The organism is uncultured Kriegella sp. (assembly GCF_963975415.1).
Classification (GTDB): Bacteria; Bacteroidota; Bacteroidia; order Flavobacteriales; family Flavobacteriaceae; genus Kriegella.
Window position 1 is genome coordinate 305,351 of record NZ_CAXBGN010000001.1, and the last position, 21,134, is coordinate 326,484.

Annotated in this window: 17 protein-coding genes; 8 read left to right on the plus strand and 9 right to left on the minus strand. The window is 40.2% G+C overall.

Annotated features, from left to right (window positions below; translation table 11 throughout):
• The first annotated feature begins 332 nt into the window (after positions 1 to 332).
• From AACZ88_RS01285 to AACZ88_RS01315, 7 genes are all read left to right on the plus strand, one after another.
• On the plus strand, positions 333 to 1,727 hold the full coding sequence (locus AACZ88_RS01285; protein ID WP_339705035.1) for a PhoPQ-activated protein PqaA family protein: 1,395 nt from the start codon (positions 333 to 335) through the stop codon (positions 1,725 to 1,727).
• On the plus strand, positions 1,714 to 2,628 hold the full coding sequence (locus AACZ88_RS01290) for an acetylxylan esterase (RefSeq protein ID WP_339705038.1): 915 nt from the start codon (positions 1,714 to 1,716) through the stop codon (positions 2,626 to 2,628). The genes AACZ88_RS01285 and AACZ88_RS01290 overlap by 14 nt, the downstream gene beginning before the upstream one ends.
• Before the next feature lie 2 nt (positions 2,629 to 2,630).
• Positions 2,631 to 3,659 (plus strand): polysaccharide deacetylase family protein, encoded by a 1,029-nt coding sequence (locus AACZ88_RS01295; protein ID WP_339705041.1) that lies wholly within the window; start codon positions 2,631 to 2,633, stop codon positions 3,657 to 3,659.
• Positions 3,660 to 3,691: 32 nt separating this feature from the next.
• Entirely contained in the window at positions 3,692 to 4,648 is a 957-nt protein-coding gene (locus tag AACZ88_RS01300; RefSeq protein WP_339705044.1) for an alpha/beta hydrolase, read from the plus strand.
• A gap of 231 nt (positions 4,649 to 4,879) precedes the next feature.
• Complete coding sequence (locus AACZ88_RS01305; protein WP_339705047.1) at positions 4,880 to 6,001, plus strand: sialidase family protein; 1,122 nt, start codon at positions 4,880 to 4,882, stop codon at positions 5,999 to 6,001.
• Positions 6,002 to 6,015: 14 nt separating this feature from the next.
• Complete coding sequence (locus AACZ88_RS01310; RefSeq protein ID WP_339705050.1) at positions 6,016 to 7,422, plus strand: neutral/alkaline non-lysosomal ceramidase N-terminal domain-containing protein; 1,407 nt, start codon at positions 6,016 to 6,018, stop codon at positions 7,420 to 7,422.
• Between the two features lie 18 nt (positions 7,423 to 7,440).
• Positions 7,441 to 8,997 carry a hypothetical protein gene (locus tag AACZ88_RS01315; RefSeq protein ID WP_339705053.1) on the plus strand — a complete coding sequence of 519 codons (1,557 nt, stop codon included), beginning with the start codon at positions 7,441 to 7,443 and terminating at the stop codon, positions 8,995 to 8,997.
• Between the two features lie 56 nt (positions 8,998 to 9,053).
• Here AACZ88_RS01315 and AACZ88_RS01320 read toward each other — a convergent pair whose 3' ends face one another.
• The 5 genes from AACZ88_RS01320 to AACZ88_RS01340 form a co-directional block, all read right to left on the minus strand.
• Positions 9,054 to 10,634 carry a hypothetical protein gene (locus AACZ88_RS01320; RefSeq protein ID WP_339705056.1) on the minus strand — a complete coding sequence of 527 codons (1,581 nt, stop codon included), beginning with the start codon at positions 10,632 to 10,634 and terminating at the stop codon, positions 9,054 to 9,056.
• A 364-nt stretch (positions 10,635 to 10,998) separates the two neighbouring features.
• Positions 10,999 to 11,133: a hypothetical protein gene (locus AACZ88_RS01325; protein ID WP_339705059.1), complete on the minus strand. Its 135-nt coding sequence runs from the start codon at positions 11,131 to 11,133 to the stop codon at positions 10,999 to 11,001.
• A 52-nt stretch (positions 11,134 to 11,185) separates the two neighbouring features.
• Positions 11,186 to 12,697 (minus strand): sulfatase-like hydrolase/transferase, encoded by a 1,512-nt coding sequence (locus AACZ88_RS01330; RefSeq protein ID WP_339705062.1) that lies wholly within the window; start codon positions 12,695 to 12,697, stop codon positions 11,186 to 11,188.
• A gap of 206 nt (positions 12,698 to 12,903) precedes the next feature.
• Complete coding sequence (locus AACZ88_RS01335) at positions 12,904 to 13,992, minus strand: WD40 repeat domain-containing protein (protein ID WP_339705065.1); 1,089 nt, start codon at positions 13,990 to 13,992, stop codon at positions 12,904 to 12,906.
• A 179-nt stretch (positions 13,993 to 14,171) separates the two neighbouring features.
• A complete protein-coding gene (locus tag AACZ88_RS01340) occupies positions 14,172 to 14,951 on the minus strand; it encodes a toll/interleukin-1 receptor domain-containing protein (protein ID WP_339705067.1) in 780 nt (259 codons plus the stop codon).
• A gap of 390 nt (positions 14,952 to 15,341) precedes the next feature.
• Here AACZ88_RS01340 and AACZ88_RS01345 point away from each other — a divergent pair, with 390 nt between their 5' ends.
• Positions 15,342 to 15,494 (plus strand): hypothetical protein, encoded by a 153-nt coding sequence (locus AACZ88_RS01345; protein ID WP_339705070.1) that lies wholly within the window; start codon positions 15,342 to 15,344, stop codon positions 15,492 to 15,494.
• A gap of 67 nt (positions 15,495 to 15,561) precedes the next feature.
• On the opposite strand, the gene AACZ88_RS01350 is transcribed toward AACZ88_RS01345, so the two are convergent.
• From AACZ88_RS01350 to AACZ88_RS01365, 4 genes are all read right to left on the minus strand, one after another.
• Positions 15,562 to 16,746 carry a serine hydrolase gene (locus tag AACZ88_RS01350; protein WP_339705073.1) on the minus strand — a complete coding sequence of 395 codons (1,185 nt, stop codon included), beginning with the start codon at positions 16,744 to 16,746 and terminating at the stop codon, positions 15,562 to 15,564.
• Positions 16,747 to 16,887: 141 nt separating this feature from the next.
• Positions 16,888 to 17,931, minus strand: a complete 1,044-nt coding sequence (locus AACZ88_RS01355) for an acyl-CoA thioester hydrolase/BAAT C-terminal domain-containing protein (protein WP_339705076.1) — start codon at positions 17,929 to 17,931, stop codon at positions 16,888 to 16,890.
• Between the two features lie 143 nt (positions 17,932 to 18,074).
• Entirely contained in the window at positions 18,075 to 18,629 is a 555-nt protein-coding gene (locus AACZ88_RS01360; protein ID WP_339705079.1) for a GNAT family N-acetyltransferase, read from the minus strand.
• Between the two features lie 313 nt (positions 18,630 to 18,942).
• The gene (locus AACZ88_RS01365) at positions 18,943 to 20,673 is read right to left on the minus strand and encodes an erythromycin esterase family protein (protein ID WP_339705082.1); all 1,731 of its coding nucleotides are present in this window, start codon (positions 20,671 to 20,673) and stop codon (positions 18,943 to 18,945) included.
• Positions 20,674 to 21,134: the final 461 nt, after the last annotated feature.

A 21,134-nucleotide genomic window follows, 5' to 3' on the forward strand; every position in this document is an offset into this window, starting at 1 on the left:
ATCAAAAAACTATGTTTAACTAGCCAGCTGTTAAGCCGCGAAGCTTTCAAAACTAAGGCATTAGGGACTAAAAAATTTCGTGAATCTTACCTCAAATGCATTAATAATTTTCTATTTGCCAAAGATTTATAGTTTGTTACTTTTTTTTCTTTTTAAACTGCGTCGTAATTTCAATAGCGCTTGACAGGGCATATGCCGCAGAAAGAAAAAACCTTCTACAACGTACTAAAAATCAACAGATCAAGTCTTTCTGTTAAAAAGATCAACTGTGATGTTTCGAATATCGGTGTTTTAACTATTTTTGAAATAACGTCTTTAAATATACTTCCACTATGAAAAAATCATTATCGATTTTACTACTTGTTCCTTTCCTTATTCTATCTTCTTGTCGAACCAATCAAAAAAACACTGCCGAAGCAGAAGAAATTCCGGCAGAAAAAATAATTACCCCTGAAAATGCTTTGGAAAGCTACCTTGATATCGAGGACGATGCTTTTGCGTGGGAAGTGAAAGACAATTTCGAAATTGGCGAGGTAACCGCCTACGATTTATTATTGACCTCCCAAAAATGGAGAGAACATACTTGGAAACATCAATTGACCATATTGGTCCCCAAAGAAGTTGCTTATGATGGTTCATTGCTGTTCATTACCGGTGGGAGTCTTACCGATGGTATGCCCAATTGGAAAACCAAAGAAAAAAATGGAAGCGAATCGGCCGCAATGGCGCAAATAGCACAAAAGAACAAAGCCATTGTCTCCATAGTGCGACAGGTACCTATGCAACCATTATATGATGGCGACTTGGTAGAAGATCAACTTATTTCCTATACGTTACACAACTATAAAAACGATAAAGACCCTACTTGGCCATTATTGTTCCCCATGGTCAAAAGTGCCGTTCGGGCGATGGATGCCGTACAAGAGTTTTCTAAGGAAAAATTACAGAAAGACATTTCAAGATTCACCGTTTCAGGGGCTTCGAAACGGGGGTGGACAACTTGGCTGACCGGTGCCAGTGACAAACGGGTTGAAGCTATCGGCCCCATGGTCATCGACGTTTTGAATATGCCGGTAAGTTTAGATTATCACCTTACGGCATGGAATGCCTATAGCGAACAAATCAACGATTACATCAAACTGGAAATTCCACAAACGGTGAATACCGCAGATGGAAATGCACTCACCCAAATGATCGACCCTTACTCTTATCGCGATAAACTGACCATACCGAAACTTATATTTATTGGTACAAACGATGAATATTGGCCTGTAGATGCGGTTAAAAATTACATCGAAGACATTCCCGGGGAAAACTACATACACTACACCCCCAACGCAGGACACAATCTTGATGGAGGGGAAAAGGCTTTAAAATCGTTAAGTGCTTTTTGGGGCCACACGTTGAAAAAAGAGCCATATACCGAACTCGATTATACGTTAAACACTGATAACACTTCGGCAACGCTATCGGTAACCTCTGACTCAGAAGACCTAAAATCGGTCTATTTATGGTCTGCTGATTCCGATGATCGCGATTTTAGGGATGAAACCTGGAGTTCCAGTAAAATTGGTCCAACGACCGGTGAAACGACCATCGAGAAAATCGAATTTCCAAAATCGGGCTACAAGGCATTTTATATCGATTTGGAATATGCCGACCCCAATGGCGGCACTTATACCAAGAGCACACGAATGTATTTGGCCGATGACGATGAAGTTCTCTAAAAAACTTCGAAATTGGTCCATAGGTATTGGCATTCCTGTTGTTGTGGGTATTGTTTTCTTTACCGTACTCAACGATACGACTGAAAATTTTCCCGTATCCAAATATTATGGTTATGATACCGCCGTGCCTTTAAAAGATTCTGTTTATACCGTTCGTCATACCGACAATTTCGAGGAAATCTCGATAACTTATCACAGCATTCATGACAAAAAAGTAACGGGCCTACTAAGTCTTCCCAAAAATACAACCGGCCCCCTACCGGTGGTTATTTTAATGCATGGCCTGGGAGACCACAAAGCGGTAGACTATGTGGCTTTTGGCAATGATCTCTTTTTAAAAAACGACTATGCCGTATTGCGATTGGATATTAGCGATCACGGTGACCGGAAAAGTGACGTCTACGATTTTGACCTGACTGGAAAATACAAATACTGGACACGCGACGTTATCAGCCAGACCGTTTTTGACCTGCGAAGAGCCGTTGACTTTATCGAAACCCGCAAAGAACTCGACGCCAATAGAATTGGTTATTATGGCATTAGTCTGGGCGGAATTATCGGCACTATTTTCTGTGGTGTCGAAAACCGTGTCAAGGTGCCTATTATCGCTTTGGCGGGGGGACAGCTGAACTTGCTTTACGAAGAGCAGGCCCTTTCCCAAGACGCAAAGGATTTTGTAAGCGTCATCGAACCCTTGAATTTTGTAAAAAGCATTGCCCCGCGTCCGTTTTTAATGTTAAATGCCAAAAACGATGAAATAATACCTCCCCTAATGAGTAAATTACTTTTTAATAAAGCCGAAGCTCCCAAAGACATTATATGGTATGATGCCAAACATAGGGATGCCCCACTTGAGACCATTTACGGGGACGGATTAAACTGGTTTAACAAACACTTATGAATATGAAAAAGTCACATTTAGGCAAAGGAATGGCAGTGCTGTGCCTTTCTATTCTTTTCAGCGGTTGCAATGAAAAGAAAAAAAGCGAAAAACAAACATCACAGAACGAACAGGCGATGGAACAAATAAAGGAAACGCCTTCTACTTGGGCAGAACGGTTGGGCTGGCCAGCGGGAAAAAAAGTTATTATGCTCCATGCCGACGATATCGGTATGTGCCCCGAAGCAAATACGGCCGCTGAACAACAGTTAACCGAAGGAGTCATTCAATCGGCCGCCGTTATGGTTCCTTGCCCCAATGCCGAAGAATTTATTGCATGGGCGAGAAACAATCCTGCCATGGATGTCGGCCTTCACCTTACACTGACCAGCGAATGGAAAACCCATCGTTGGGGCACTGTGACTGCACCTGCCGAAGTTCCCGGTTTACTTGACGAAACTAAAATGATGTGGCATACGGTCATGCAAGTGGTACAGCATGCATCGGCAAATGAAGTAGAAAAAGAGATTCGGGCGCAAATCGAACAATCGATCGCTTGGGGGTACCGTCCCGATCATATCGATACGCACATGGGAACGTTGTTCGGTGATCCAAGCTATGTAAAGGCCTATATCAAAGTCGCTCAAGAATATGGCATTCCCGCCAATATCATTGATCTTTCAAACCCCCAAGTATTGGGCGAATTCAGAAAAAAAGGTTACCCTTTGGATGATAGTGTAGTAGAAATGGTCGAAGGCTACTCCCTTCCGAAATTGGATTTTTTCACCAGCGCCCCCAAAGCCGATACCTATGACGAGAAAATTGGGGCTTTTAAAGCGTTGATCCAAGGGTTGGAGCCCGGACTCACCGAAATTATCTTCCATCCTTCGGTATTGACCGAAAATCTAAAAGGAATAACCGGTTCATGGCAACAGCGGTCATGGGAGGCACAAATGTTCTCAGATCCCGACCTTATTCAATTCTTTAAAGATGAAGGCATCATCTTTACCAATTGGAAGGAAATTATGAAACGGTTCGAGAAAGGCCAGTAGCCATTGAAAAGGTAATTTACAAGCACAATACCATGGTAAATAAAAGCATCGCTTTCCTTTTTATAATTATCTGTTTAACAGCATGTAAGACCAAGTCAATTGATGTATCGGAACCACCCGAAGGATACACCAATAACACCACCCTGAAAATCGCCTATGCCACCGGTGCGCTCAAGTTGATCGAAAACGAGTTTCCCGTTCCCGACGACCTAAAGGAACATAAAGATGTTATCTACAAAACCATCGATTCTACCCATCTTAAATTGGATGTCTACCATTCAAAAACGTTGGCCCATAATACACCCTTGATCGTTTTTGTACATGGCGGCGCATGGAAAAAAGGGGACAAGAAAAACTATTTGAGGTACTTGGTCGATTATGCGAAAAAAGGTTATGTTACCGCCACGGTGCAGTATCGGTTTACCCCGAAAGTTACCTATCGTGAAATGATCCAAGATGTCGAAGATGCCATTCGTTGGCTCAAAAAAAATGCGAAGGCTTATCATATTGACCATACCAAGGTGGCCACGGTGGGAGGCTCCGCTGGTGGACATCTCGTCTTGATGAACGCTTTTACAAATTCTTCGCATACAACAGCTGCCGACAGTTTATCATCGAAAGTGCAAGCGGTTGTCAATTTTTACGGCCCTACCGATCTTACAACGGATTATGCTAGAAACAATACCTCGGTAACCGTACTAATTGGGAAAAGCTACACCGATGCACCCGAAGAATATAAAGAGGCTTCCCCCCTATTTTTTGTTTCAAAGCAAGCCCCTCCCATTCTTACGTTTCACGGCACCCTTGATGAATTGGTACCTTTCGAACAAGCCGATTGGTTGCATGCCGCCCTTAAAGAAGCCGGGGCAACTTCCGATTACCATTTGCTCGAAGGTTGGCCGCACACTATGGATGCTTCCGTCAAGGTAAATGCCTATGCCCAATACCACATGGACAAATTTTTTGAAAAATATATTCCTAAGCCCTAAAAACGCACGTAACCTCAAGAGTATTCCAAAATAGCCAGTAAAAAGCAACAAATAAGTGCTTCAAAGGCAGTGGCCATAATGTTTAAATTACAACTATTCTAACTCTATATCTTGATATTTTATAAATATCTTGATTTAGAGTTAATATATAATGTGTTTTAAATAATATATGACTAGCACTCTATCTGAATAAAAGTTTTATTTGTATAACTTATATTTAAACCAAAAACCATGAGATTTTTACCTTTGTTTGCCTGTGTATTATTCATATTATCCTGTAAGGAAAAAGCTAAAGAGGAAGCTAAAGATATGGAGGAAGCTAAAGAAGAAACGTTTCAATTACCGGAGGTACAGCCGATAGATCACGCGGCAGTGCTAACACAGGAATTCATTTATGAAATGGAAGATGCTTTGACCCCTGAGTGTCATGCTTCCACTGTCGAAGTGAGCAATGGTGTTGTTGTTGCTTCTTGGTTTGGAGGAACAGAGGAAAAGAATAAAGATGTGGGCATTTGGGTTTCCCGAAACATAGACGGTTCTTGGTCAACGCCTGTAGAAGTCGTGAACGGCGTTCAAGATGAAACCACGCGCTACCCTTGCTGGAATCCGGTTTTGTTCAAGCCCAAAGGAGAGCCATTATATTTATATTACAAAGTTGGGCCAAGTCCGCAAGAATGGTGGGGACTTTATATGACTTCGAATGATGATGGAAAAACATGGTCTGACCCCATAGAACTTCCCAAAGATATATTAGGGCCCATTAAGAATCAGCCTATTCAACTGGCCGATGGTACGATTCTTTCCCCTTCAAGTTTGGAAACAAAATCGGGCGAATGGACATCCCATTTGGAAATTAGTACCGATTTGGGCAAAACTTGGACTTCTACAGGACCTTTAAACGATCCCAATGAATTTGGGGCGATTCAACCTGTCGTTTTAAATTATGGCGATGGGAAGTTGCAATTGCTAAGCCGTACAAAAAACGAGGTGGTGTCACAAAATTGGTCAACTGACTATGGAAAGACTTGGGATAAGATGACAGCAACCTCGTTACCCAACCCGAATTCAGGGGTCGATGGGGTAACTTTAAAAGATGGTCGTCAGCTTTTGGTCTATAACCCGACCGGTAAAAACTGGGGCGATCGTGTTCCGTTGAGTATCGGACTTTCCACCGATGGAAAAAATTGGGAACGGGTATTGGATTTGGAACCACTTCGGGAAAACACCGATAAAGAAGGTGAAGAATACTCGTACCCTACGGTCATTCAGGCCGAAGACGGTATGGTACATATTGTCTACACATGGAATCGCCAAACCGTTAAATACATTGTGCTAGACCCTAAAAAGCTCTGATATAAATAGATGGAATGAAGGTAAAAAGGTGGCAGCGCAGATTGATTCGCGTTTTGGGGGCAGTGTTCCTCCTATTAATGCTACTTTTATATGCCGCGACCAGTACCATCGATACGACCCCTTATTTTAAAACATCCTATTACGAGAATACCATTCAAAAAATGGATTCGGCAATCGAAAGTAAAATTGCGGTTGACGGTCCATTTTTTGCTGGTTTTGCCCGAACCCATATTACTCCTAAAGTGGTCAGCGGTGTACCCGACCCAAAAAAGGGCGAATTCAATACTATAAAAATGGCGGGTTTTGGTGATGGCCAAATCGCGGTCGGGGTGCACGATTCGTTATTTGCAAAGGCGGTAGCCGTTGAAGTTGACAAAAAAGAATTGGTTTTCGTCAGCGCCGATATGGTTATGATACCTGAATTGGTCGTACTTGAAGTCGAAAAGAAATTAAAGGATCGTATTTCAAGAAAGCAACTTTTTTTCGGGGCCACCCATACCCATGCCAGTATCGGCAACTGCATTCCCGGATTTGTAGGCAAGAGTTTCGGGGGAGAATATCAACCGGAAGTAGTCGCTTGGTTAAGCGAAAAATTTACACAACTCATACTTGATGCATTACATGATAAACGCCCAGCAAAAGTCGCTTCGGGCTATAGACACGTTCCACATCTCGTTCGTAATCGTATTATTGGGGAAACAGGAAGATTGAACGACAAATTGAACCTGCTTTCCATTATTCAAGATAACGGTACACAAGCGGCTATCGGTATTTTCGCTGCCCATGCCACCACTATTGCTACTTGGAACAATCAATTCAGTGGTGATTACCCTGGGTATTTTCAAAGAAACCTGGAGCAAAACGGGGTAGATCTGGCCCTGTTTTTTGCCGGGACCGTCGGAAGCCACTCCAATAAAGGCGAAGGCGAAAAATTTTCCAAAGCGCAATACATTGGGGAAACCCTGGCCGATGCCGCCCAAGTATTGCTTAACGAGATGGTATATGATTCAACGGCTGTCTTAACTTCCGTGACCACCGAATTGGAGATTCCGAAACTACAGGCGTTTTACGTGTCCGATCGCAGACGGCTTTCGGCATTTATGGGAAGCCAATTATTGACCGAAATGCAGTCCATTTACCTACAGGGCACCAGGTTGAATGATTTTATATGGCTTGCAATGCCCTATGAACTGAGCGGCGAATACGGTATTGATTTAAAAAATGCGCTAGAACTCAAAGGCTATAATTCTGCCTTAACCAGCTTTAACGGACAATATTTGGGCTATATCGTACCCCAAAAATATTATTATTACGATACCTACGAAGCGCGGTTAATGGGTTGGTACGGCCCCAGTATGGGCGATTACCTGATGGAGTTAAACTTTAAAATGGCCAATGCGCTGACCAACACCCGGCTTTAAACTTAAGAAATAGCGGACATGAAAAAGATTTTTAAATTATTGGGAATGCTGATCCTATTGATTGTTGTGCTTGTCGCTGCGCTCTTTGTGTACAATTGGCGCGATAGAAATCCCGATTATGCCCTTGATATCAAATTAAAGAATAACAATCCCGCCATTTTAAAAGCGGGATTCGCCAAAAGAGCCATCACGCCGACTATTGTAGATACGTGGAACGACGCCAATGGCGACAACAAATACAACGAAAAGGATGGCGATACGTACAATGACAACAACAATAACGGAAAATTCGATGCCTATTGGATCGCTGGGATGAGCAATGCCAAACCGGCACAAGGGGTACATGATGATGTCTGGTCGCGGGTGATGGTCGTGGATGACGGAAAAAGCAGGATTGCCATGATTTCTATGGATGCCATTGGTTTTTTGCATGGCGACGTGGTCGATATTCGAAAACGTATTCCCGAAGCCTTGGACCTCGATTATGTATTACTTTCCTCGACCCATACGCACGAGAGCAATGATCTGATCGGCATTTGGGGCGAAAACATGTTTAATTCGGGGGTAAACCCCGAAATGATGGAATATGTAAAGGAACAAACGGTCAATGCCGTAGTCGACGCGGTAGAACAATTACGTCCTGCCAAATTGGTCTTTGCGGAAGACCTTTCCGGCGATGATGCAGCCTTGATCAAAGACACCCGAAAACCCATCGTTAAAGCTACGGGTATTCATTTGATGCAGGTCTTGGATGCCGAAACCGATACAACCTTGGGAACGTTGATCAACTGGTCGAACCACCCGGAAACCCTATGGAGCCAGAATTTATTGATCAGTTCCGATTTTCCCCATTATGTACGAGAAGCCATTGAAAACGGAGTGTATAGCGGTAACGAACTAAAGGAAAAAGGCTTAGGCGGAGTCGCCATTTATTTTTCCGGGGTAATCGGCGGTTTGATGGCTCCCCACCCTTCGATTTCGATCCAAGATCCCTATACCGGAACGGAATACTCGGAACCGACCTATGAAAAAACAAAGGCCTTGGGTGACCAAATCGCCTTAATGTCTCTAAAAGCATTACAACATCAGGGCGACACCGTAGCCACTTCCGCTATTTCGGTACGGGCTAAAACCCTAAACGCCCGATTGGACAATACCGCCTTTAAAATCGCCAGTGGTATCGGCTTGATACAAATGGGCATGCCCAAATACTTTGAAACGAGAACCGAAGTAGGTGCCATTCGCATTGGTCCTGCGCTATTTGTCAGTATTCCCGGAGAAATCTACCCAGAAATTGTTTTTGGGGGCGTCGAAGCGCCCGAAGGTCGCGAATTCGATATACAGCCATTGGAAATTCCACCGATCGAGGAACTGATAACCGATAAATACAAATTTTACCTCGGGTTGTCGAACGATGAGATCGGCTATATTATTCCCAAAAGCGAATGGGACACCCAAAAACCCCATTTATATCATGACGAACGGGATACGTATGGGGAAGAAAACTCCTTAGGACCCGAAACCGGACCACTTATTTATAAGTCCCTGATTGAGGTAATTCAGGATTTGGAGTAGTCAAAATCTACGACTTGGCATGAGTCATTCCTGTTATTACACTTACAGGTATCGATTTATTGTCCAAAAAGGTACCGCATAAATAAGTCATACGAATGCGTTGAACTATTATTTGGTTTTTGCTTTCTTCCTGTGCCAAAACAAAACGGACAAGTCTCCACCTTTGAACCATCACATTGTCCGCACAATACAGACCGATTCGCTGTTCTTGGGGAATTTCTTGAATACTTCCATCCGTGGCCCGTTCCTTCACAGACAGTACAACTGACTATTAAAGATCCCTCGCACCAGTTGCACACATCACTATACCTTTTGTAATCTGCCAAAAGCTCGTCGGCCCGTGCAATATTACGACGTCCCAGCACTCCACTTCTGTGCATCTCTGAAAGCCGCAACATTGAATTCGTATTGGCATCCCGCAATATCAAAGCGTTATGCAACCGAGATGCCCTAACAACATCCTTTTTTGTGCCAATACCATTTTCAAGCATATGGGCAACAGGAAACCCGGCCGGCGGATACCCTTGTTTTGAACTCTCCAATAAATAGTTGAACGCCTTGGCATCGTCTTTTTCAAAATAGATACCTTTATGATACATCATACCCAAGGTATATTGTGAAACCATATCGGTGCTGCTCTTTAACAGGTATTCCGCGCCCAGACTTTCATTTTTAGGGGTACTCAAGCCATAAAAATGGTGCATGCCCAAATAGGGCAACGCTTCTTTGATTCCAGCGGCCTCACTGTTTTTTAAATACCCGTATGCCATTGCATAATTTTGATAGTTGGTAAAACCTTTGGAGTGGATCATAGCGGCATACACGTATTGCAAACGGGGCTTATCTTTTAAATAGGGCGCTGCGTCCACTACCTGAAAGGCAAGTGTTTTGAGCTCCTCACCTTTATAGAAGCGTACCGGTATTCTTGCTATTTCATCGTATGCCGGGGCGTACCTTCTTTGTGCGGACTCTAAATAATGCCAGGTGGCAGATGACAGACCGGTCGTCTTTTCCCTTAATTGAGCCACCTTAAAATGGAGTTCCCCCGAATAATCTTTGCTATTTTTTAGCGCTATCTCATAATATTTGGCGGCCAATGTGTCATTTCGCTCGGTACCCAGCCCTTTTTCATACATCTCGGCCAGCAACGGAATCAATGGTTTTTCTTTTTCTTCCAATGAACTGGCCAATTGAAAGGCCCTGTCTAAATCTTGGGCAGTTCCCTTGCCATAAAATAGTAAGGGCACCAGATCACTGATGACCTTTGAGGCCACCGATTTGTTTGCTTCGGTTTGGGCATAACTTTTCTCTAACCAAAAAACGGCTTTCTCATAGTCTTTAAGTTCTTTGTTCTCTTTATAAATTCTGCCGATAAAATATTCTGCCCAACCCGTTCTTCCCTTACCGGCCTCCAACGCCTTTTCAAACCAATGGAGCGCTTTTTTAAAATCTTGGCTTACACCATCACCATAGTAGTAATGTTGTGCCAAACCAAAGAATTGGTCGCTTTTGCCTTTTTCGGCTTTTTTAAAATAATACTTAAAATCTGATTTTTGTGCTTTTACGGGAATCGTAAATAATAGGGATAGACCCAAAACAACTGCAATTGTTTTGAAGTCGTATGCTAAATTTTTCAATGGCTCTTCTGGTTTGGTGGTTTGTTTTTTTAAAATTTTAGTGTCTTTTAACCTAAAATCAAGATAAAAGTACTAAAAGTTATGTGGTACGGGACCACTATACCTAACATTTGTAACGTTAAGTTTCTGTAATCTTTGACGTTTTGTGGTGTTATTTGTAGCAAGATAAAAAGTAGGCCTACTGGGAATTGAATTTATTGGGACCTGAAACCGGGCCGCTTATTTAAAAGGCCCTTATCGAAGTTATTCAAGATTTGGGGTGATTAAATATATCAATTGGATTTGGTGCAAAATCCCTAAACTTAGGGTTACCGCTCGCTTACCAAGAAAAAAGCGGCTTAAGGTTGGTATGCGAAACTGTTTTTTATGAATTAACGGCTTGTGCGGCTTTTTTACCCGATTCGTGTTTTAAGTTATAATCGGTCAGTGCATAAAGAATACGTTTGATTGCCGAATACAGTGGAATGCTTGCTCCTACTGGCAAATTTACCCGTGTCATCTTAAAATCTCTCTTGAAAACTTTCCTGTTATCCTAAACGCTTTAGATGGTACTAATAATCATTACCTTTTAAACTGTTTAATACTGATTTTTGCCATTCAAAAAGTTGCATACGTAACGCTTCAACTTTGTCAGGATATAAATGGGCAATGTTTTTGGTTTCTGCACGATCCTTTTCGATATCATATAGTTCAAATGCTATAGTATGCTGAGCATTTTCATTAACCATTAATTTGAAATTTTCATGCATTATCGTTTTTGATCCGTTAAAATGATTTTCAGAAATGCTATCGTACACATAATTCTTAAATGATCTTGTGTATTTATTGCCCATCTTTTTCACTAATGGGGTGGTACCTTGCTGTAATTCAGATGCTATATATTCAGGTGTAGCATCGTGGACTACCTCTTTTGTACTTATTTTCCAAAAACAGAGTTCTTTCTTTCGTTCGGTAGCCGAATTTTTCATCACTGGTAGTAAGGAGGTTCCATCTATGGGGCGATTGGGCAATTCTGTTCCGAATATTTCATTTATCGTAGGTAGGAAGTCACTGGTAACCGCGATCGTATTTGTAACACTCGGTTCTTTAATCATAGCTGGCCATTCCAAAACACCGGGCACAAGAATCCCGCCCTCATACAATACACCTTTTTCCCCTCTGACCGTCATTCCTGTTCGGGCCGCACTTTTAGGCGTTCCATTGTCGCCACAATACCAGACAATCGTGTTGTTTTTAAGGTTATTATCTTTTAGATAAATACGGAGCTTTCCTATTGCCCTGTCCATAGCAGTAATTTCAGCATAGCGTTCCCGTAAAACACCCCGCAAAGGTCTTTTGATTTGTTCTCCTGTTTTATTTGAGGTGAGCATAACCTCTTTATGGTTCAAACTATCTGGAAGATTATCGTATAATTTCAAATCAGCAGGCAAACCACTATATGGTTCATGAGGGGAACCAAACCAAACTACGGCCATAAACGGTTTATTATTTTGTTTTGCTTTGGTTATAAATTGAATAGTTTCATCAATAATAACCTCAGAGCTTTCCCCTTCAAATTTTTGCGGCGCTTCACCATTTCTGGATAGGACAGGATGCAGTTCGAAAAAATTATCGTGTGACAGGTACTCGTCAAACCCCATATTGCTTGGATTCGTTGGAGATTCTTTTTTTACTGGTCCAAGGTGCCATTTTCCAAAATGACCTGTGGTATAGCCCACATTTTTTGCGAGATGCGCAATCGTAATCTCCTCTGGCCTAATGGACCAACCCGGCGTAAATGTCCCATAACGATTCGGATGCCTACCAGTCATAAAACTTCCTCTTGTCGGGGAACAGCTTGGATGTGCCGAATAAAACCGGTCAAAACGCAAACCACTTGCAGCCATTTCATCAAGAACCGGCGTTTTTACGAATGGATGTCCGTTATAACTCGTTTCGTCCCAACCATGGTCATCTCCCATGAGTAGAATAATATTGGGGTGTTCTGAAATGCTGTTCAATCTTTTTTGTGCAGATATACTCAGTGAACACAATGCTATTATAAACGGTAAAATGTATTTCATTACTACTACTTTGAATTTATTTCATACTCATTTTATTCCTTTTGCAGTATGCCTATGGCTGCAATCAAGATCAATATACCCATTATAAGGAAGTGTCATTTTCTGCTTCGGAGTACAACGGTGAAGGTTTGTCTTAAAACCACCTATTGATTTCGAATAAATGTACACAATTTCGGGTATTCGTTGAAATGAGCATCCAACAACCTTTAGGACAGGTTCTGCTTTAAATTAAGTTCAAGAATTTGAATTTCACCGTCTGCTGATGGCAATGCCAACCAACGACTATCAAATGACCAAGCCAAGCCCGGAATGCCCTCTCCGATCAAAAAAGGCCAAGTTTCATATTTATAAAAAGTACTTAAAGCTATTTTTTTCATATCCCAGATGATTAGAAAATTATCTCGAGAAGTTGACGCCAGCCAGCGACCATTTGGACTAAAACGAATAGAGCGAATAGAATTACCAAACTGACCATCAGAGACATCATGGCCAAAAAGGGTCTTGAACAGTTTCCCTGTAGAAACTTTGTATAGAAAAATGACTCCTCCCTTGCCTCCAGCCGCCAGCATTTTCCCATCAGGGCTAAAGTCCAACTCACCAATAAATCCAGTATTCTCATGATAGAAATTATGGGTCCAATACTGTTTATTTAAGTCATAAATACCAATATGACTAGGGAATATGTCGCATGTTATTTGGTTTTCTTTTGGATTAAATGCCACTATACTTGCATTATTTTTAATTTTTATGCACGGTGCTGCTTCCCAAGAATTAGTATTCCATAGCCGGATTTCTTTTTTTTCAGTGACAGCCCCCAATATTTTGCCATCAAATGACCAATCCACACAGTGTACCTGACAAAAAAATAAACGTCGTAAACGACCTATGATCCCAAATAATTGAAATTTCCGCAGTTGTCTCTTTTCATTAACATCCCATATGCGGACAGTTCCGTCATCGGAAGCGGTAGCCAAAAGCCCATTATCGGAAAAAGAACCGCTGTTGGTTGCACTACGGTGACCCTTTAACTTGTAAAAAGCTTTTTTTTTGCCATCTTGATCTAAATTCCAAATTTGTATATCACTTTCTGCCCCACCTACGACTAAGATGTTCTTTTTGGGATGAAAAATTAACCACTTATGTTGAATTCCCGTCACCAACCTATTCAACTCTATTATTTTCGCCGTTTCAGAAGCGGCTCTGCGCATTTTTTTTACCTTGTCTTGATTGTCAAGAAAACTTATTTTGTCACTCTGGGCAAATTTCAAATTGCCAAGTAATTGCCGCTCAAACATATTCTGCCTACTTTTCAAATTTTGCTCAGGAGAAAACCTTCGAGCAGAATCAACAATTAACTTTCTGAAGCTTTTTTTAGCCCTGCCCCGTAGAAAAATTCTGATTTTTCGGCTTGAAGTACTCCCATTTCTCTCAAGATACTTAATTGGGTTAGTTGCTGCCTGTCTCAGGTCTACTGCTATGTGCAATATAGGGGAATTGAGAATGTTAGACCTGGAAGTTGGGACACTAAAAAAAAACATTTCTTCCAACGTTCTTGACCCCAAATATTTTTGTCGTTTCGTTCCAAGATTATCGCGGCCAATTTAGGTTTAACGAAGAACCGCAAAGAAGGAAACTTGGGATGTAGCAGAACTAGTTTCTTTTTTTCAAGCATAAGATACCAACCCAATTCGATAAGTGTTGCAACATACTGGGTTGTTGCCCGTGCACATATTTCATCGGCAGAAGTACATTCCCGATTAACAAAGTATTGCCCAGAAGATGGCTCATGTAAGGCTCCTCCCGGAATATACTGTTCCAGTTTTTCAATTAACAGGTTAATATCTGTTGTCTTTTTTAAATTAAAGACTTCGATTTCAAGCAATTTCCTGATGTCTGAGGGGAGGTCTTTTTGGTCCGGCAACTTTGCCTGAGGTAATAGAACAGGTATAATTGCCTTGCCCAAACGAATGGCCTCACTGATTTCAATACGTACAATATCTCCCTTTTCTTTAATGCGTGGCTTACCTGATTTACCAATTAAAGTGAAAAATTCCGGCCCTATTAGCAACAATAGTACTACCGCTTTTTCCAACTCTATAAAAAGTGTCTCTCTCCATTGACTACCCGTCTCTATTGATTCGCTGTCTTTAAAAAAACTTCGGGCTCCAAATTCGTTGGACATATACATTAAAATTGTATCTGCCCAAAAATCACCTGTATCTTCTCGTCTATAGGAAATAAATACTTTTGCCATGACTTTTCTCAGTTACAAGTCAGATTTGCAAAATTGCCGGCCATTAACCATTTTGTCCAGCTGGAAGCGTAGTATTAAAGGCAATAAACTTTCAGTTAAACACTATTTGCTCTATTTGGCATCCCACTTATGACCTAAGATAATAATTCTTAGAAACTTACAGTATTTCTTTGGCCTAACATCACTATCGGTAAAAGAATTTTTTAAACTTATATTACGAAACTCTGTAGTGGTTTTTTGATAAATGGTACCTTTAAAAACGAGACCCTATTATTGGATACGTATGAGCACCTCTTGAACAGGCTCAACCATAAGGATAAACACCATTCGGCTGGCAAAGACCAACAAGGTGATGCACCTTTCGGCCATCGCCTACAACAATAAAAACACTTGAAATTCATAGAAAAACGCTCGAAAAGCGGGGCGAGGCAACTTGCCCTGTCGGCATTAATGGAAAACACCTTGGAATACTTGTTGGGAGCTTTTGCAAAGCATGGAAAACTAGCTTTCCATTTCGGGCCTGACACCGAAAAAACCTCTTAAAGAGGCTTGATGAATCCGTTTTTTATGAATTAACGGCTTATGCAACGATTACAATTGTTGTACCCCGTTATTTATTCTGTAGTATCGGGATTATTCTGTCTTGTAAAACGCTCCAAGTTGACTTTTCAGGTTCATCATTAATATTCCAGCCATTAAAGACGATTATTAAATTGTATTCAGGTGCTATCATTAAATACTGTCCTCCATATCCATTGCCTGCATAAATACTGGATTTTCCATCCTTCGTATATTTCGGAATCCACCATTGATAGCCATATCCCATATCAGGTTTCCACTCAGGTTTTACGTCTTTGATTAAAGGACTTGTAGCTGTATTGACCCAATTTTCAGATACAATTTGTTTGTCATTCCATTTTCCTTTATTCAAAAACAATAAACCAATTTTAGCCAAGTCTTCCGCTTTTAGATATAAACCACCTTCTGTATCAATTTCTCCATCAGGTGTTTCTTTCCAGTAGTAGTCTGTTATACCGAGTGGCTCAAATAATTTTTCCTCCGCCCAGAGGTCAATTCGCTTGTCTGTAATCGTCCTAATGATTTTACCTAAAAGAACAGTTCCTCCCCCATTGTACACGAATCTTGTTCCCGGTATGGTATCCATAGGTTTACTCAGAACATATTTTATCCAGTTGTCACTTGATTCCAACCTAAAACAGTCATTTGTAGTATCATTATGATCAGTTTCCTCATTCCATTGCAATCCACTTCTCATAGTCAATAAATCTTCAATAGAAATATTTTGCTTTCGTTTATCTAGAAAGTCAGTATCATACCCAGCCAATAAAGGCATTGCTTTATTGCTAACATTATAATCCTTATTCAAATCCAACGCAATACCAAAAAGGATTGAAGTAATGCTTTTCGTGACAGATTGAAGGGTGTGTAGATTGGTTTGCTTGTAGTATGGGTGCCAAACCGTACTATTGAAATTGTATTGATGATTTGTTGTGTCATATTTTTGAACAATGGTTTCATAATCCTGTTCATATTTGAAATCTGCCAATAACTCATCATTTTGTATGATCATAAAGCGGTCAATTAATCCGTAATCCCCATTATTTATTTCTGAATTAATAGCGTCGATTACGGATGAAAGGACATTTTGGGAAGTTACTCTTTGAGTGTCATTAACAGCCTCTTTGTCTCTATTTTTTTGGTTACAACCAATTACCGTAACTAGATACAAAATTGAAAATGTTAGGGTTTTAATTTTGTTTATGGTTGTTCTCATAATTTTTGTACTAATTGGTATAACGATCTCATAGATGTCAAATCTAGAAATTTGGCGACTTCCAAAAGTGCCCAATCCTTAGTGCTAGCGACAACTTACACTATCTTTATATACATCGGCGGCAACTGCCTTTATTCGTGTTTATAGCTCTTTTAGGAATTCTATCAATTTCATTTTGGCGTCTTGTTTTGCTTTAAAATCACCATCATCGTTTCCGCCAAATTCATATTCATAATCTTTTCCATCGATATGTATTCTACCATTTCTAGAACTCGAATTATCATCAGGATTATTAGAAATTAAGTGTCCAGCGTTGTCATATTTTATATTCTGAAAGGAATGTTTAAAATTATTATCGTCTAATTTCTTTTCTATCATATCCGCCATCAACGACGATGGCCAAACCTTGTCATCGTTTCCGGAAAAAAGTAGAATTGGTCCGTTAATTTTTTCGACTTTGATTGCTGCTTGTATTACGAAATCCGATTTTGCCAAACCTCTTTTCCAATATTCCAACATTTCAATTTTATTCGATTCATTTCCTATGATTTTATTCATTGGCACATATGGAATATCAACTCCTTTATATTTCCAGCTCGATTTCAACTCATTGGAATTGTATGGCAAAACGGTATTGGACCAAGAAACAGCGCTTGGTGCATAGGCGACAACTCCGCTAATAGACTCCGTAAATGTAGAAGCGATTACTAAGGCTAATTCGGCATTTCTTGATGCTCCCATAACAACTATTTTGTTGGGGTCAACTTCAGGCTGATTTCTAAGCCAGTTGATGGCGCTTTCAAAGTACTCTAATTCAATTTCTTCAGGTAACCTTGGTAAACCTTCTTTTCCTGTATAAGGTATTGATAAACCGACCATTTCTTTTTTGGCAAATTGTTCTGCCCAGTAATCTCCCCATTGTCCTCCACCAATTAAAATTACTGTTGCTTTGCTCTTTGTATCTTCTTTCACAAAATAATTTGCTTGAAATCCATTTTCGCTTATAGATTGTGGTCTTATTCCGTTGAAAAGGATATTATCGGCTATTAAGTAACCAACAAAAAACAATGCCATGATTCCAATAAAAAAAATGTATTTTCTGTTGTTCTTCACTTGTTGGTTTAGGCTAATGGTAAGTGTATGCGTAGTGCGGAGGCAAGGAAACTTTTCGTTTCCGTCACGCACTTAGCGAAATCTTTTGGTTTTGTTTTTTCTTTATTTTGCTTAAAAGCCAAATTCATAAGATTTAGCGACTTTTTAAATATACACAGACCTTTCAGTTTTACCCTAAAGTCCGTATTACGTTTAGGTTTTCTTGTAACCAGTATTTATTTCATTAGTTTCCATTGTTCCCAACTTATGTCACGTCCAGGATAAGCAACTTTTTTAAACGACCATTCTTCGGAAATCCATTTTTTAACAGAATCAAATAGGATAGAATCAAGCCCGTTATCTACTTCACTTGCTCTTACCCACATCACTATAGTCGCATTATAATCTTCTTTTTGGGTGGGGTAAATATAGAGACAGCCAACTACTTCACTTTCATCCAAACTAACAACTGTGTAAGCAAATGAACTTCTTTTTTGAAATTCCTTTTGGTGCCATCCCAAATCAATTAAATCCTGTTCAAAAGTTAAATCTTTTGTGGGCCATTTGGAATTTGGGCCAAAAGCACCCTGAAGATGTTCAATACTAGACATTACAGCATCATAATCCTTTACAACATCGTTAACTGTCAGCATCCTAATTCTGAAATGTTCGTTCTCTAATGTATCTGGAACTTTAAAGTCCGCAGGTATGAAGGGGTTGTTTTGAGAGAAAACTATCTTCGGTAGCACAAATAAGACAATTGTTATCAGAATTATTATTGATTTCTTCATATGGTTGGTTTTATATTGGTTACAACGTTTCGGCTAAGCGTAGTGCGGTAGTAAGGAAACTTTTCGTTTCCGTCTGCGCACGAAGCTAAAGCTTATTGTTTAGTTTTATTTTTTCTTGTCCAAAGCTAAATCCATAAGATTTTGCGACTTCATAAATATACACAGACCTTTCGGTTTTACCCTAAAGTCCGCATTATGTTTAGGTTTTGTTACAACAAGTTGCGACGGATTCGAGTAAGCACGTTCTGATTCAATTCCGACTGAACAAACTTGCTCAGAAGTCCATTCCGATTTCCTATTCTAAAGTTAAAAGTCAATCCAAAATTTTGGAACCCGATGAATTATTGATAAAGATTATCAAATCATAATCTTCGCTAATATCTGTCTCGTAAAATTCACTTTCTAACTTCATAGATCCTACTTGTCTGAAGTCCAGCTTTTCTAATAACCATTTGGCATGCATTGGTTTTTGTTCTTTAACACTTCGCAGATCAATAATAAAAATAGGAACATCGATAGATCCGAAAAACCTTTCAAAAGTACCATTATAAGGTGCCTGCGCCTGATAGGTGGTTAGCCCATTTTCGCCTGTTGCTGTATACGTGCCTCCATAGAATGCAAAACCTACCGCCACATAATCATTCACCAAGCTATCAGACAGATAATTTCCCATGCCGTGCATCGTTCTCTGTATATGACCGTTGTGCGCCCAAACAGCAATTTTCGAACCTTGATTTTGGGATTTTATCCACAATAGGTTTTCTGCCATAAATTTATCCCGTGAGAAAACAGTTTTATCCATATATTGCTCAATGACCCTAATATTTTGGTATAGCCATGCTGTCCTATCCTTGGTAAGACCTAATTTTCCAATTGCTTTCCTCACATGTTCCAATTTTCCCACGATAGTATCTTTATCGTCTTGGGAAACAGCACCCATCCTTGAACCTTGATGTTTTGCTGAAGTTTTATCCAATATCCGTTCAATGGCTGTCAAATCGTCCAATATAGTATTATCATCTTTAAATGCTTTTTCCAATTCCTCTACCGATAAATTATAATACTGTATATCAAATCCCGTGAATTGTATTTTTTGTTTGGAAGCGTTGTGCAACTTCATCCATTCAACCATATTCAATACTTCCTGGGTGTTCCAAGTCCAAAAATGCATGCCTTTAATCAATTCCGTTGGGTTTCCCTTTCCATGCATAGTGTAGTCATTGAGCTTATATGCTTCAGGCATATTGGCCTCCACGGAAAAAATTTCGAAATCTTTTTTCTCGGCTAGAAATTTGATTATTCGATGCTTCATTTGGAATATTTCGCTTGAACCATGCGTAACCTCGCCAAGACCTACAACTTGGGCATCTCCTATTAGAGAACCGAAAATTTCAAGATCTACATCGGATTTCGTACTAGGGTCATAAGTTGATAAAGGGTAAACACTTTTTTTTAGCCATGCCAGTTCGTCGGTTGTGGGTTCGGTTGATCTTGGTTGTAAATCGTTAAATATTTTTCCGTCAATCAGAATTTCAAAATTATCATACCAAGCTACTCCGTTACCCACCAATAAGCCCCCAAAGGTAATTTCTGTAGCCTTCTCGTCAACGAGCATCTTTAGCGAGACTTCCTGCCAGTCATTCGTACCTTTTAACCCATTGTCCTCCATATTATCAAACCCTAAAACCCCATTCTGTCCATCTACTTTCCACCAAAGACCGGCATAACCGTTATTTATTGACTCGGTTTTTAAATAGCCTCTAAGCTCTATTCTTCTGCCTTTTGCAAAAGCGATAGGAAAACTTGCTGTAAAAACTCCAGTCTGATTTTCCTTAGGATTATTGCTTGATATCCTTAAGCTCTTTTTTAAATTATATTTTTCATTTCCATCCAACTTAAAATTATACCCAGATTGTGTGGCATACCACCACTTTTTTGGTATTTCAGAGCCTCGAAATTCATATTCGAAGCCAAGATTAAGAAATTCTTGGGAGAATGATGGACTAGCTAAACAAATAAAAATTAATAGAATTGTTGTTCTCATAATCTGATATTATTGGAGTTAAAATCTATCGTTCATTCGAACTCTTAATTTTTAACAATCCAGTTTTGAATTCAATTCAGTTCCGATTTTATTTTTGAAGCTATTTGTTGTAACAAGTGTATATGATCACTAATCATATTTACCTTATATGACTAAGATACCAAATGCTTGTGGATAAGGCCCTTATTTATGCCCGTAGATTTAAACCGACGATCCCCAGGGCAGCGCCACAGGGGTAGTAGCCCGGCAATTGTCGTTCTGGCCGGTTTCGCCGGTTTATTTTGATTGGGAATCAGAAACCGTCCCTAATTCCATGGAAAACACCTTTGAATGCCTGTTCAGCGCTTTTACAAAGAACCAAAAATTAGCTTTGCGTTTCCGACCTGACACCGAAAAAGCCTCTTAAAGAGGCTTCGATGGATCCGTTTTTTATGAACTAACGGCTAGTGCAACGGTTACCG